The sequence below is a fragment of the Cellulomonas sp. EB106-03-03-XG116 genome, assembly GCF_058792015.1.
On record NZ_JBYTEP010000048.1, the window covers coordinates 17,908 to 31,301 of the forward strand.

Below are 13,394 nucleotides of genomic sequence, written 5' to 3' on the forward strand. Positions count from 1 at the left end.
GTGGCCTCGCGACCGAGGTCAGGGGCGCGCGGGCGGGGCCTGGCGGTACTTGTCCGAGCCCCAGCGCCGGGCGTCGGGGATGTCGAGCTCGTCGCACAGGGCGTGCCAGACGTCCCGCGGGTCGATGCCGGCGTCGAGGGCCTGCTCGGGGGTGCGGTCGCCGAGGCGCTGGAGCACGAGCTCGTGCGTGAGGACGCGGCCGTGGGCGCTGCCGAGCACCTCGTCGACCAGCTGCCAGAACTCGCGGTACCGCACCTCGCGCTCCCTCCCGTCCGCGTCGTGGACCTGCGAGCGTACGCGTGCCGGGGCGCGGGCGGTCAGCCGTCCGTCGTGGGCAGCGCCAGCAGCCACCCCGGCACCGGGTGCCGCATGGTCACCTGCGCCCGGTACACCCGGACCTCCTCCCCGTCGCCGACCCGCACCTCCAGGTCCGACGGCGCCGGGCTCCCGACGAGCGCGGCGAGCACGTTCCCGAGCACGCCGCGCACCCGGGGCCGCCGCCGCGCGCGGCGCCCGCCGCGGTCGAGCAGCGCGTCGACCACGGCCGCGGTGTCCCGGCGCGGCACCTCCAGCGTCGCGACGTCCTCGACGTGCACCTCGTCCTGGCCGTCCCGGTAGAGCCGGACCTGCACGTCCGGGGTCCCCGCGAGCACGACGACGACCGGCGACCGCTCCGCCCCCTGGACCTCGTCCTCCCACGGGTCCGCCTCGGGCACCGGCGCGGGCGCCCGGCCGTGGCGCGCACCCGCCTCCCACAGCGCACGGACCGCGGACTGCGTCGCGTCGTCGATCGGCATGCCCCCGATCCTGCCGCGACCGGCCCGCCGCGCGCAGCCGTTCGCGCAGCGCGCAGCCGCGGACCCGCAGGTGGGGGCGCGCGTGTCGGTGGCCCGCGACAGAATGGCGCGGTGACACCCTCCCCGACCGCCGGCGGCCCCACCGGCGCCGACGTCCTCGGGCGGTTCTCCGAGCCGACGCAGGACTGGTTCCGCGGCGCCTTCGCCGAGCCGACGGCCGCCCAGGCGGGCGCGTGGGACGCGGTGTCGACCGGCCGGCACGCGCTCGTCGTCGCGCCGACCGGGTCCGGCAAGACGCTCGCGGCGTTCCTGTGGGCGCTCGACCGGATCACCGCGGAGCCCGTCGACGCCGAGGCCGACCCGCTGCAGCGGTGCCGGGTGCTGTACGTGTCGCCGCTCAAGGCGCTGGCCACCGACGTCGAGCGCAACCTGCGCTCCCCGCTGGTCGGCGTCCGGCAGGCCGCGACCCGCCGCGGGCTCGCGCTGCCCGACGTGCAGGTGGGCGTCCGCACCGGCGACACCCCGCCCCACGAGCGGCGGCAGTTCGCGACGAAGCCGCCGGACATCCTCATCACCACGCCCGAGTCGCTGTTCCTCGTGCTGACCTCGGGCGCGCGGGCCGGGCTGTCGGGCGTGCGGACGGTGATCCTCGACGAGATCCACGCCGTCGCCGGCACCAAGCGCGGCGCGCACCTGGCGGTGTCGCTGGAGCGGCTGGACGCGCTGCTCGACCGGCCCGACGGCCCCGGCCCGGCCCAGCGCATCGGCCTGTCCGCGACCGTGACGCCGGTCGACCGGGTCGCGGCGTTCCTCAGCGGCGGCCGCGCCCCGGCGGACGGCGGGCGCGAGGTGGTCGTCGTGCAGCCGCCGTCGACCAAGGAGATCCGGGTCGACGTCGTGGTCCCGGTGCCGGACCTCACGGACCTCGGCGCGCCGCTGCCGGACGACGGCAGGGCCCGCGGGTCCGCGCCGAAGCCCGTCGTCGACGACGAGCTGCCCCCGCTCGCGCCCGGCGAGGCCGACCTCACCGGCCAGGCCGCCGGGTCCGGCGCGCCCCGGCCGTCGATCTGGCCGCACGTCGAGGAGCGGGTCGTCGACCTGGTCGCCGACCACCGGTCGACGCTGGTGTTCACCAACTCCCGCCGCGGCGCCGAGCGGCTGACCGCCCGGATGAACGAGGTGTGGGCCGAGCGCCAGGGCGAGGACGTCCCCGACCCCGGCACGCTGTGGGCCGCGCAGGCCAACGCCCAGTCCGGGACCGCGGTCGGCGTGGACGCCCGGGACGCGGAGACGATCATCGCCCGCGCGCACCACGGGTCGATGAGCCGCGCGGAACGCACCCGCACCGAGTCCGAGCTCAAGGCCGGCCGGCTGCCCGCCGTGGTCGCGACCAGCTCGCTGGAGCTCGGCATCGACATGGGCGCGGTGGACCTGGTGGTCCAGGTGGGCGCGCCCCCGTCGGCCGCGAGCGGGCTGCAGCGCATCGGCCGCGCGGGCCACCAGGTCGGCGCGGTGTCGCACGGCGTGGTGTTCCCGACGTTCCGGGGCGACCTCGTGCCCGCGGCGGTGACGGCGCTCCGGATGCGCGCCGGGCAGATCGAGCCGCTGCACGTGCTGACCAACCCGCTCGACGTGCTCGCGCAGCAGGTCGTCGCGATGGTCGCGCAGGAGGACTGGACCGTCACCGAGCTGGCCGCCGTCGTGCGCCGGTCCGCGCCGTTCACGACCCTCGGCGACGCGACGCTGCGCGCGGTGCTCGACATGCTGGCGGGCCGGTACCCGAGCGAGGAGTTCGCCGAGCTGCGCCCGCGCATCCTGTGGGACCGCGCGACCGACGTGCTCAGCGCCCGGCCCGGCGCCCTGCGGCTGGCCGTGACCAGCGGCGGCACGATCCCGGACCGCGGCCTGTACGGCGTGTTCCTCGCGTCCGGCTCCGAGACGGCCGACGTGCCGGTCGACCCCGAGCGGTCCGGCGGGCGCACCCGCGGCGGCAAGCGGGTCGGCGAGCTCGACGAGGAGATGGTCTACGAGTCGCGGGTCGGCGACACGTTCACGCTCGGGTCCAGCACCTGGCGGATCGAGGACATCACCCCGGACCGGGTGCTCGTCACCCCCGCCCCCGGCGTCCCCGGGCGGCTGCCGTTCTGGAAGGGCGACTCCCAGGGCCGGCCCGCCTCGCTCGGCCGCGCGATGGGCGCCTGGGCGCGGGAGGTCGCCGACCTGCCCGACGCCGACGCGCGCACGCGGGTCGCCGAGGCCGGGCTCGACCCGTGGGCCGCCGACAACCTGCTCGGGTACCTGCGCGAGCAGCGGGAGGCGACCGGCACGCTGCCGAGCGACGTCACCGTGGTGGTCGAGCGGTTCCGCGACGAGCTCGGCGACTGGCGCGTCGTCGTGCACTCCCCGTACGGGGCTCGGGTGCACGCGCCGTGGGCGCTGGTGCTCGGCGCGCGGCTGCGCGAGCGGTTCGGCGTCGACGCGGCCGCCATGCACGCCGACGACGGCATCGTGCTCCGGCTGCCCGACATGCTCGCCGCGACCGCCGACCCCGTGGGCGACCTGCTCGGCTGGACCGCGCCCGACTCCTGGTCGGCCGACGGCTCCCCGTCCAGCCCCGGCGGCCTCACCGACGCGGCGCCCGTCGACGCGGCGGACCTGCTGATCGAGCCCGACGAGGTCGCCGACGCCGTCCGCGAGGAGCTCGGCGGCTCCGCCATGTTCGGCGCCCGGTTCCGCGAGGCCGCCGCCCGCGCGCTGCTGCTCCCCCGCCGCCGGCCCGACCGCCGGCAGCCGCTGTGGCAGCAGCGGCAGCGCTCGGCGCAGCTGCTCAGCGTCGCGTCCCGGTACCCGGACTTCCCGATCCTGCTCGAGGCCGTGCGCGAGTGCCTGCAGGACGACTTCGACATCGACGCGCTCGTCGAGCTCATGCGGGACGTGTCGGCGGGCCGGGTGCGGGTGGTCGAGGTGACCACGACCCGGCCGTCGCCGTTCGCCCAGTCGCTGCTGTTCGGCTACACCGCGCAGTTCCTGTACGACGGCGACGCCCCGCTGGCCGAGCGCCGCGCCGCCGCGCTGACGCTCGACCCCACGCTGCTGGACGAGCTGCTGGGCGGCGGCGGGGGCTCGCAGATCGCCGACCTGCTCGACCCGGACGCCGTCGTCCGCACCGAGGCCGAGCTCACCGCCACCGACCCCGACCGGCAGGCGCGCTCGGCCGAGCAGGTCGCCGACGTGCTCCGCCGGCACGGGCCCCTGCCGCTGGCGGGCGTCGAGGCCCGCAGCCGGGAGGACGTGCGCGACGACGTCGCCGGCTGGCTCGCCGACCTGGAGCACGCCCGCCGGATCATCCGGGTGCGGATCTCGGGCGTCGCGCCCGCCGACGCCGAGCAGTGGGCCGCGGTCGAGGACGCCGGCCGGCTCCGGGACGCGCTCGGCGTCGCTCTGCCCGTCGGGGTGCCCGAGGTGTTCACCGAGGTGCTGCCCGACCCGCTGGGCGACCTGATGCGCCGGCACGCGCGGACGCACGGGCCGTTCACCGCCGCGCAGGTCGCCGCCCGGTTCGGGCTCGGCACCGCCGTGGTGCAGGCGGCGCTGCGGCCGCTGGAGCGGGCCGGGGTCGTCGTGCAGGGGCGGCTGCGGCCCGACGCGCTGGGCGGCGTCGGCGACGAGTACTGCGACGCGGACGTGCTGCGTACGCTGCGCCGGCGCTCGCTCGCCGCGCTGCGGTCCGAGGTCGAGCCGGTGCCGCAGGTGGCGCTCGGCCGGTTCCTGCCGGCGTGGCAGCACGCGATCGGGCGGTCCGCCCCGGGTGCGCTGCGCGGCGTCGACGGCCTGGCGCGCGCCGTGGAGCAGCTGGCGGGCGCCGTCGTGCCCGCCTCCGCCCTGGAGTCCCTGGTGCTGCCCGCGCGGGTCCCCGACTACAGCCCGGCGCTGCTGGACGAGCTCACCGCGTCCGGCGAGGTGCTGTGGGCCGGCCACGGCACGCTCCCCGGCAAGGACGGGCTCGTCAGCCTGCACCTCGCCGGGACCGCCGACCTCACGCTGCCGCTGCTGACCGCGCCGGGCTCCGAGCCGGCGCCCGCGCCCGAGCACCTGGACACGCCGCTGCACCGCGCGCTGGTCGAGGCGCTGCGCGGCGGCGGGGCGTACTTCGTCGGCGCCCTGGGGTCCCGGGTCGCCGAGGCGCTGCCCGAGGCGCCCCCGTCGCAGGCCGCGCTGGTCGACGCGCTCTGGGACCTGGTGTGGGCCGGGCTGGTCACCAACGACGGGCTGGCGCCGCTGCGCGCCCGGCTCGCGGGCGGGCGGACGACGCACAAGACGACCGCGTCGGCGCCGCCGTCCCGGGCCCGGCAGCTCACGATGGGCGGCGGCCGGTTCGGCGGCCGGCCGAGCCTGCGCGGCAGCGGGCTCGGCCTGCGCGGCGCGGGGCTCGCCGGCGGCGGCCTGGGCGGCCTCGGCGGCGGCCTCGCGACGTCGGGCGGCGAGGCCGGGGGCCGGTGGTCGATCCTGCCGTCCCGGGAGCAGGACCCCACCCGGCGCGCGCACGCCCTGGCCGCGCAGCTGCTCGACCGGCACGGCGTGCTCACCCGCGCGGTCGCGCCCGCCGAGGGCGTCGCCGGGCAGTTCGCGCCGGTCTACCGGGTGCTCGCCGCGCTCGAGCAGCAGGGGCAGGTGCGGCGCGGGTACTTCGTCGAGCACCTGGGCGGCTCGCAGTTCGCGCTGCCCGGGGCGGTCGACCAGCTGCGCGCGGAGGCCCGGCAGATCGAGCGGATCGCGGAGCAGTCGGTCCCGGCCGACGCCGACCGCTCCGTCGTGCTGCTCGCCGCGACCGACCCCGCGAACCCGTACGGCGCCGCGCTCGCCTGGCCGGTCCGCGCCGACGCGCCCACCGGGCACCGCCCCGGGCGGAAGGCCGGCGCCGTGGTCGTGCTGGTCGACGGGGTGCTCGCGCTCTACCTGGAGCGCGGCGGGCGCACCGTCCTGACGTTCACCGAGGACGAGACCGCGCTCCGGCTCGCCACGGCGGGGCTGGCCGAGACCGTGCGCGAGGGGCGGCTCGGCCGGATCACGCTCGTCCGGGCCGACGGCGAGGAGCTGCTGACCGGCGGGCTGGAGTCGACGGCGCTCGGACGGGCGCTCGCGCTGGCCGACTTCGCGCCGACGCCGCGGGGCATCCGGCTGCGGAGCGCCCGGTGAGGCGCCGCCGGCCGGCGCGCGGCCGGTGCGGCCGGCCGGGGTCGACCGGGACGGTGACGGCCGGTGCCTGAGGGCGACATCCTGGCGCGCACCGCCCGGCGGCTCGACGAGGCACTCGCCGGACGGGTGCTCGTCCGCAGCGACCTGCGCTGGCCCACCGCCGCGACCGTCGACCTGGTCGGCCGCACGGTCCTCGGCACGAAGTCCTACGGCAAGCACCTGCTCACCCGGTTCGACGACGGCCGCACCCTGCACACGCACCTTCGCATGGACGGGTCCTGGCGGATCGCCCGCACCGGCTCGCCCGGCGCCCGGGCAGGCGCGCCGCACGTCCGCGCCGTGCTGGCCAACGAGACCTGGACCGCGGTCGGCGAGCTCATCGGCATGCTCGACGTCGTGCCCACCCGCGACGAGCACACGCTGATCGGCCACCTGGGCCCCGACCTGCTGGCCGACGACTTCGAGACCGCCGGGCTGCCCGAGACGCTCCGCCGGTGGGCCGCGCGCGGGTCGACGCCGGTGTGCGAGGTGCTGCTCGACCAGACGGTCGTCGCCGGCATCGGCACGATCTACATGGCCGACTCGCTGTTCCTCGAGAAGATCTGGCCGTGGACCCCCGCCGACGAGGTGACCGACCCGTCCCGGCTGCTCCGGGTGGCACGGGCGATCATGCAGCGCTCGGTCGGGTCGTCCTCCCCGTCGACCACCGGGGAGGTCTACCGCGGGCGGGAGACCTGGGTGCACGGGCGGCTCAAGGAGCCGTGCCGGCGGTGCGGCGCGCCGGTGCGCCGCGGCCTGGCGGGGCACCCGCCGACGGAGCGGCCGGCGTACTTCTGCGGCGTCTGCCAGCGCCCGCCCGCCCCGGCGGTCTGACGCGCCCGCACCGGCCGGGCGTCCGAGGCATCCCGGCGGCCCGGATACCCCGTCTGCCGGGTCACGCCCGCAAGCCCGCCCGTTCGACAGTGGAACGTCGTGACCGACACGCCGTCGGCGTGTCGGTGACGACGTTCCACTGCCAGGTCGTCGGGGGCACGCCTCGCGGGCCCCCGACGCGACGACGCCCGGCCTCCCGCCGAGCGAAGGGCGGGACGACCGGGCGTCGTCGGTGTCTGGGGTGGGTGTCCCCCGCGGTCAGCCGACCGGGGTGAGCTCCGGGCGGCGGCGCCAGGTGCTGTCCTGGCCGCCCAGGGCCGAAGCCAGGTCGACCGGGACGGTGTCGGGGATCAGCAGACCCTCGGCGACGGCGATGCGGTCGCTCACCTCGCGCAGCACGAGCGACATGGGCACGTCGAGCGCCTCGCAGATGCTCGCGAGCAGCTCCGACGACGCCTCCTTCTGACCCCGCTCGACCTCGCTGAGGTAGCCCAGCGACACCCGGGCGGCGGAGGACACCTCGCGCAGGGTGCGTCCCTGCCGCTGGCGGGCATCCCGCAGCACGTCACCGATCTCTCGGCGCAACACGACCATCTGGCGTCCCCCTCTCATGTCCCGATCCTGCTCCTGCCGCGCCGTCTGCGCGCCCGCCGCAGCGGGCCGGACGACGGCGGCACCCTTGTGGCCCCGCGTGGGGAGGCTCCCACCGTACAGTGCGCTCCCCTGACGGGCAGCGCCGGGACGGCTGGTGGGCCTGGTGTTCATCACGATCTCCACAACGCCTGCACGGCCCCCGGTGTTCCCGGGGGTCAGAGCGCCCCGCCGGGCCGCACGACGGAGAGCGCCTCCCGGAGCACCGCGGCGCAGGTGGCGGCCCGGATCGCCGCCCGGTCGCCGGCCAGGTCGAGCGTGCGGACCACCGTGCGCTCGGGCGTCGCGACGGCCACGTGCACCGTCCCGGGTGAAAACCCGTCCTGCGGGTCCGGGCCGGCGACGCCGGTGGTCGCGAGCCCCACGTCCGACCCGAGGACCCCGCGCACGCGCTCCGCCATCTGCCGCGCCACGTCGGGGTGCACGGCGCCGTGCGCCGCGAGCAGGCCGGCGTCCACGCCGAGCACCGTGCCCTTGACGTCGGTCGCGTAGGCGACGACGCCGCCGCGGAAGGACCGGGAGGCGCCGGGGACGTCGACGAGGGTGGCGGCGACCTGGCCGCCGGTGAGCGACTCGGCGGTGGCGACGGTCCAGCCGCGCCCGCGCAGCGCGTCGAGGACCGCGGCGGCCGCCTCCGGGGCGCCCGCGGGGTGCTCCGGGCCGCCGGTCGGGGCCGGTGCGGTCGTCACACGGGGTCGCCGTGCGAGGACGTGGTCCCGGTGGCCGCGGCGTGCCGGGTCGCGTCCGCGCCGCCCGTGACGTGCTCGCGGTGCACCCGCAGCGCCGTCCGCACGTAGTCGGCGCCGGTGACCAGGGTGACGACCACGGCCGCGCCCATGAGGACGCTCGCCAGCACGAGCACCGCGGTCGGCAGCTCGGACAGCGGCAGCAGGAACAGCCCGACGGCGACGGACTGGAGGACCGTCTTGATCTTGCCGCCGCGCGACGCCGGCAGGACGAGGTACCTCAGGAGGAAGAACCGCATCACGGTGATGCCGATCTCCCGGACGAGGATCGCCCCCGTCACCCACCAGCTGAGGTCGCCGATCCAGGACAGCCCGACCAGCGCGGTGCCGATCAGGGCCTTGTCGGCGATCGGGTCGAGCAGCTTGCCGAGGTCCGTGACCAGGCCGAGCCGCCGCGCCAGGTAGCCGTCGAGCCGGTCGGTGGCTGCGGCCAGCGCGAAGATGCCCGCGGACACCCAGCGCCAGCGCGGGTCCTGCCCGCCGTCGACCAGCAGGGCCCACGCGAAGAACGGCACGACGGCGATGCGCAGCACCGTCACGACGTTGGCGACGTTCATCGGCGAAGGGCGGCTCACCCCGACAGCCTACGGGCAGCGGGCGCGGACCACGGCCCGGGCGACGCGCCCGCGGCGGCCGCGACCGACCCCGGACCGGGCGTCAGCGCAGGTCGTCGGCGTCGTCGTAGTAGTCGACGGCCTCGGGCGGCTCGCCGGGCATCCGGCCCTCGGGCGCGGCGTACCGGTCCTCGCCCGCCGACCCGCCGCCCGCGGCGCCGCCGCCGGGCTCCGGCTCGCCGCGCAGCATCGCCAGCGTGCCCGGCAGGTCGTCCGGCTGCACGAGCACCTCGCGCGCCTTCGACCCCTCGGACGGGCCGACGATCTCGCGGGACTCCAGCAGGTCCATCAGACGGCCGGCCTTCGCGAACCCGACGCGCAGCTTGCGCTGCAGCATCGACGTCGAGCCGAACTGCGACGTGACGACGAGCTCCGCCGCCTGCAGCAGCAGGTCGAGGTCGTCGCCGATGTCCTCGTCCACCTGCTTCTTGGCCGCGGTGACCGTCACGTCCTCGCGGTAGACCGGCTTCAGCTGCTGCTTCACGTGCGCGACGACGGCGTGGATCTCCGACTCGGAGACCCAGGCGCCCTGGGTGCGCATCGGCTTCGCGGCACCCATCGGGAGGAACAGCGCGTCGCCCTGGCCGATCAGCTTCTCGGCGCCGGGCTGGTCGAGCACGACGCGGGAGTCGGTCAGCGACGAGGTCGCGAACGCCAGGCGGGACGGCACGTTGGCCTTGATCAGGCCGGTGACCACGTCGACCGACGGACGCTGCGTCGCGAGCACCAGGTGGATGCCGGCGGCGCGGGCGAGCTGGGTGATGCGCTGGATCGACGCCTCGACGTCGCGCGGGGCGACCATCATGAGGTCGGCCAGCTCGTCGACGATCACGAGCAGGTACGGGTACGGCGCGATCTTCCGCTCGGAGCCCGGCAGCGGCTTCACCTTGCCGGCCTTGACCGCCACGTTGAAGTCGTCGATGTGCTTGAACCCGAACATCGCGAGGTCGTCGTACCGCGCCTCCATCTCCCGCACCACCCACTCGAGGGCCTCAGCGGCCTTCTTCGGGTTGGTGATGATCGGGGTGATGAGGTGCGGGATGCCCTCGTAGATCGTGAGCTCGACGCGCTTCGGGTCGACCAGCACCATGCGGACCTGGTCCGGCGTGGCGCGCATGAGCACCGACACGATCATCGAGTTCACGAACGACGACTTACCGGCACCGGTCGCACCGGCGACGAGCATGTGCGGCATCTTCGCGAGGTTCGCCGTGACGTAGCCGCCCTCGACGTCCTTGCCGACGCCGATCACCATCGGGTGCTCGGAGCGGCGGGCCGCGCTCGACCGGAGCACGTCGCCCAGCGACACGGTCTCGCGGTCGGTGTTCGGGATCTCGATGCCGATGGCCGACTTGCCGGGGATCGGCGACAGGATGCGCACGTCCGCGGAGGCGACCGCGTAGGCGATGTTCTTGCTGAGCGCCGTGACCCGCTCGACCTTCACGCCCTTGCCGAGCTCGACCTCGTAGCGCGTGACGGTCGGGCCGCGGGTGAAGCCGGTGACCTGGGCGTCGATCTCGAAGTTCTCCAGCACGCTCGTCAGCGCCTCGACCACGCGGTCGTTGGCGGCGGAGCGCACCTTGTGCGGGGCGCCCTTCGCGAGCGCGTTCTCGTCCGGCAGCGTGTAGAGCACGTCGCCGCCGAGCATCGGCTGCTCGCCGCGGGGCACGCCCGTGGTGGGCGGGGCGACGGGGTCCGGGCGCGGCGCGGGCGCCTCGGCCGCCGGTGCCGCCGCCGACGCGGCACCGACCGCGGTGACGGCCTGCGTCGGCGCGGTGCTCGGCGCCACGACGTCCGCGTCGGCGTCGTCCTCGGCGGCGAGGACCGCCGTGGCGTCCTCCTCCTCGCGGCGCATCCGCTCGACGTACGCGGCGCGCTCGAAGGCCTCGTCGCCGGCGTACCCGTCCAGGGTCGCCGGGTCGTCCGGGTCGGCCGCCGCGCGCTTCTTCAGCCGGTCCATCAGCGTCCGGCGGGACGGCTTGGCCGGGGGCTCCTCGACCGCGGTGTGCCCCGCGTTGATCACCAGCGGGGCGTCGTCGTCCTCGACCTCGTCCTCGTCGCGGTGGTTGCCGGTGAGCCGGTCGTAGACGCCGCGCAGCCGGGGTCCGATCTGGTTGACCGGCGTCGCGGTCACGACCAGCACGCCGAAGAACGCGAGCAGCACCAGCAGCGGCACCGCCGCCCACGCGGTCACCAGGCTCACCAGCGGCGTCCCGACGAGGTAGCCGACGATCCCGCCCGCGTCCCGGACCGCCTCGAACCCGCCGGACGGCGCCGGGAGGTCCTGCTGGACGTGCACCAGCGCGCACGCCGCGAGCGTGATGGCGGTCAGGCCGATGCTGATCCGGGAGTTCGCCTGGTTGCGCTCGGGGTGCCGCATCAGCCGGATCGCGACGCCGACCAGCGCGACCGGGACCGCGACGGCGACCCGCCCGAACGTCCCGGCGACCACGACGTGCACGGCGTCGCCCGCCATGCCGTCCAGGCCCCACCACTCGCGCGCGGCGACGACGATGGCGAGGGCGATGAGGAAGAACGCGGCACCGTCGCGGCGCAGCGCGGGGTCGAGGTCGCGCGCGCCGTGGCCGACCCGGCGCGCGGCGCCGCCGACGACGTGGGCGCAGCCCATCCAGATGCCGCGCACGATCCGGATCGGCAGCGCGGCACGGGGCGGCGGGGGCGGTGCGGCGTTCTTCGCGGAGCCGCGGGAGCCGGAGCCGGACGCGCGCGCCGCCGGTGCCGCGGTGCGGGCGCGCGACGACGGCGCAGCCGCACGGGTGGCGGTGGAGGACGGACGGGCGGCCATGGTCCTCACGGTAGCGGCCACCCGGGTGCGCGACGGGGAGCCCGCGCCGGTGGGGTGCGTGTCGGTGACGCGCGCCACGGCCGCCGCAGGTCTTCGCCTCCCTCCCCCCTTCTCCTTCGCCGACCTCGCTGAACGTGCACTTCCTGCGGGGTTCCGGGCGCACGAACCCCGCATCTTCTGCATCCTCGGCGGTGGCCTGGAGGCCGCGGGCGGGCGGGGGGCGACGTGGGAGCGCGGGGCGCGCGGGCACACCGGCGGGCGACGGGTGTCGGCGCCCGGTGGGACGCTCGGGGCATGGAGCACCGCGTCAGCGCCGGCCAGGTCCGCCGGTACCGGGTCCGCGTGCAGCAGCTCGACCGCGCCCACGACCCCGCGCGCGCCGCGACGGACGCCGCCGTGCTCGGCACCGGGGTCCAGGACACCGGGCCCGACGGGGCGCTCTGGGCGCTGGCGCTCCGCGGGGTGCCGGTGCGCGCGGGCGCGTGGCCGGACGACCTCGCGCTGGCGTGGAGCGTCCGCGGGGCGCCGCACGCGTACCGCCGCGCCGACCTGCCCGCCGTGCAGCGCGCGCTGCGGCCGTACTCCGACGCCGACGCCGGGAAGCGGATCTACGACGCCGCGAAGCCGCTGCGGGCGGCGGGCATCCGGCCCCTCGACGCGCTCGGGCACGTCGCGCGGACGATGCACGCGGTCGTCGACGCCCCCACCGGCAAGGGCGCGCTCTCCACGCGCATGACCGCGGAGCTGGACGAGCCCTACCTGCGCTGGTGCCGGCCCTGCGGGGCGACGCACATGTTCGAGATGCCGTTCCGGCTCGGGGCGCTGCACGCCGGGCTGGAGCTGGAGCCCGGCACCTCTCCCCCGGTCCTCCGGCGGTCGCCGGGGTTCCCGCCCGCGCAGGTCGGAGCGGTCGACCGGGACGCGGGCGGCGCGGGCGGCACGGACGGCGCGGGCGGCGCCGGCGACCGGGCGGACGAGGTCGCGCACGACCTCGTCCGCGGGGTCCTGCACCTGCTCGGCCCGGCGACCGCGAAGGACGTCGCCGCGTTCCTCGACGCGCCGGTCACCGACGTGCGGCGGCGCTGGCCGGCCGACGCCGTGCCGGTCGAGGTCGACGGCGCGGCGGCGTCGGTGCTGGCGGACGACCTGCCCGCGCTGCTCGGAGCGGCGGACGGGGCGGACGGCGTCGGCACGGGCCGAGCGCCCGTCGTCCGGCTGCTCGGCCCGTACGACCTGTTCCTCCAGGCCCGCGACCGGCACGTCCTCGTCCCCGAGCCCGCGCGGGCGACGGCGCTGTGGCCGGTGCTCGGCCGCCCCGGGGCGGTGCTGGCCGACGGGGACGTCGTCGGCACCTGGCGCCCGCGCGCCCGAGGCAGGCGGCTCGCGCTCGAGCTCGACCCCTGGGTGCCGTGGGACGCGGCCCTGGAGCGGGCCGTGGCGGAGCAGCACGAGCGCCTGGCCGCCTTCCGCGGCGCCGACCCCGCCTGACCGCGCCGCCGCGCCCGCCGTGAGGTCGTCACATCACGGTGAGGTCGGCAGGGACGAGTGACGACCTCGGCCCGTTGTGACGACCTCGCCGCGCGCGGACCGGCGAGACGGGGACGCACGTGCCGCGCGAGCGCGGACGCGCCCGACCGGCCACGCCGGCGACCACCCGGACGCCGCGATCACGCGCACGCGCCGACGGCCCGGGCGCTGTCTCTTCTACACC

General features: G+C 77.2%; 9 protein-coding genes. 3 read left to right on the top strand and 6 right to left on the bottom strand.

Annotated features, from left to right (window positions below; all coding sequences use genetic code 11):
- Positions 1-18: 18 nt before the first annotated feature.
- Together AC3WUG_RS15640 and AC3WUG_RS15645 are read right to left on the bottom strand one after the other, a co-directional pair.
- Positions 19-255, bottom strand: a complete 237-nt coding sequence (locus AC3WUG_RS15640; RefSeq protein ID WP_492328511.1) for a DUF3046 domain-containing protein — start codon at positions 253-255, stop codon at positions 19-21.
- A gap of 62 nt (positions 256-317) precedes the next feature.
- Positions 318-797, bottom strand: a complete 480-nt coding sequence (locus AC3WUG_RS15645; protein ID WP_492328512.1) for a hypothetical protein — start codon at positions 795-797, stop codon at positions 318-320.
- 111 nt (positions 798-908) lie between these two features.
- Between AC3WUG_RS15645 and AC3WUG_RS15650 the strand changes: the two genes are divergently transcribed.
- Together AC3WUG_RS15650 and AC3WUG_RS15655 are read left to right on the top strand one after the other, a co-directional pair.
- Positions 909-5,993 (top strand): Lhr family helicase, encoded by a 5,085-nt coding sequence (locus AC3WUG_RS15650; RefSeq protein ID WP_492328513.1) that lies wholly within the window; start codon positions 909-911, stop codon positions 5,991-5,993.
- A 63-nt stretch (positions 5,994-6,056) separates the two neighbouring features.
- The gene (locus AC3WUG_RS15655; RefSeq protein WP_492328514.1) at positions 6,057-6,866 is read left to right on the top strand and encodes an Fpg/Nei family DNA glycosylase; all 810 of its coding nucleotides are present in this window, start codon (positions 6,057-6,059) and stop codon (positions 6,864-6,866) included.
- A 258-nt stretch (positions 6,867-7,124) separates the two neighbouring features.
- On the opposite strand, the gene AC3WUG_RS15660 is transcribed toward AC3WUG_RS15655, so the two are convergent.
- The 4 genes from AC3WUG_RS15660 to AC3WUG_RS15675 form a co-directional block, all read right to left on the bottom strand.
- Positions 7,125-7,460, bottom strand: coding sequence for a helix-turn-helix domain-containing protein (locus tag AC3WUG_RS15660; RefSeq protein ID WP_158373248.1), 336 nt, complete (start codon positions 7,458-7,460; stop codon positions 7,125-7,127).
- 215 nt (positions 7,461-7,675) lie between these two features.
- Positions 7,676-8,206 carry a CinA family protein gene (locus AC3WUG_RS15665; protein ID WP_492328515.1) on the bottom strand — a complete coding sequence of 177 codons (531 nt, stop codon included), beginning with the start codon at positions 8,204-8,206 and terminating at the stop codon, positions 7,676-7,678.
- The gene (pgsA, locus tag AC3WUG_RS15670) at positions 8,203-8,820 is read right to left on the bottom strand and encodes a CDP-diacylglycerol--glycerol-3-phosphate 3-phosphatidyltransferase (RefSeq protein ID WP_492328518.1); all 618 of its coding nucleotides are present in this window, start codon (positions 8,818-8,820) and stop codon (positions 8,203-8,205) included. Before pgsA ends, AC3WUG_RS15665 begins: the two co-directional genes overlap by 4 nt.
- 100 nt (positions 8,821-8,920) lie before the next feature.
- Positions 8,921-11,683: an FtsK/SpoIIIE family DNA translocase gene (locus AC3WUG_RS15675; RefSeq protein ID WP_492328516.1), complete on the bottom strand. Its 2,763-nt coding sequence runs from the start codon at positions 11,681-11,683 to the stop codon at positions 8,921-8,923.
- Between the two features lie 294 nt (positions 11,684-11,977).
- On the opposite strand from AC3WUG_RS15675, the gene AC3WUG_RS15680 reads away from it, so the two are divergent.
- Positions 11,978-13,171 (top strand): DNA glycosylase AlkZ-like family protein, encoded by a 1,194-nt coding sequence (locus AC3WUG_RS15680; RefSeq protein ID WP_492328517.1) that lies wholly within the window; start codon positions 11,978-11,980, stop codon positions 13,169-13,171.
- The last annotated feature ends 223 nt before the right edge of the window (positions 13,172-13,394 follow it).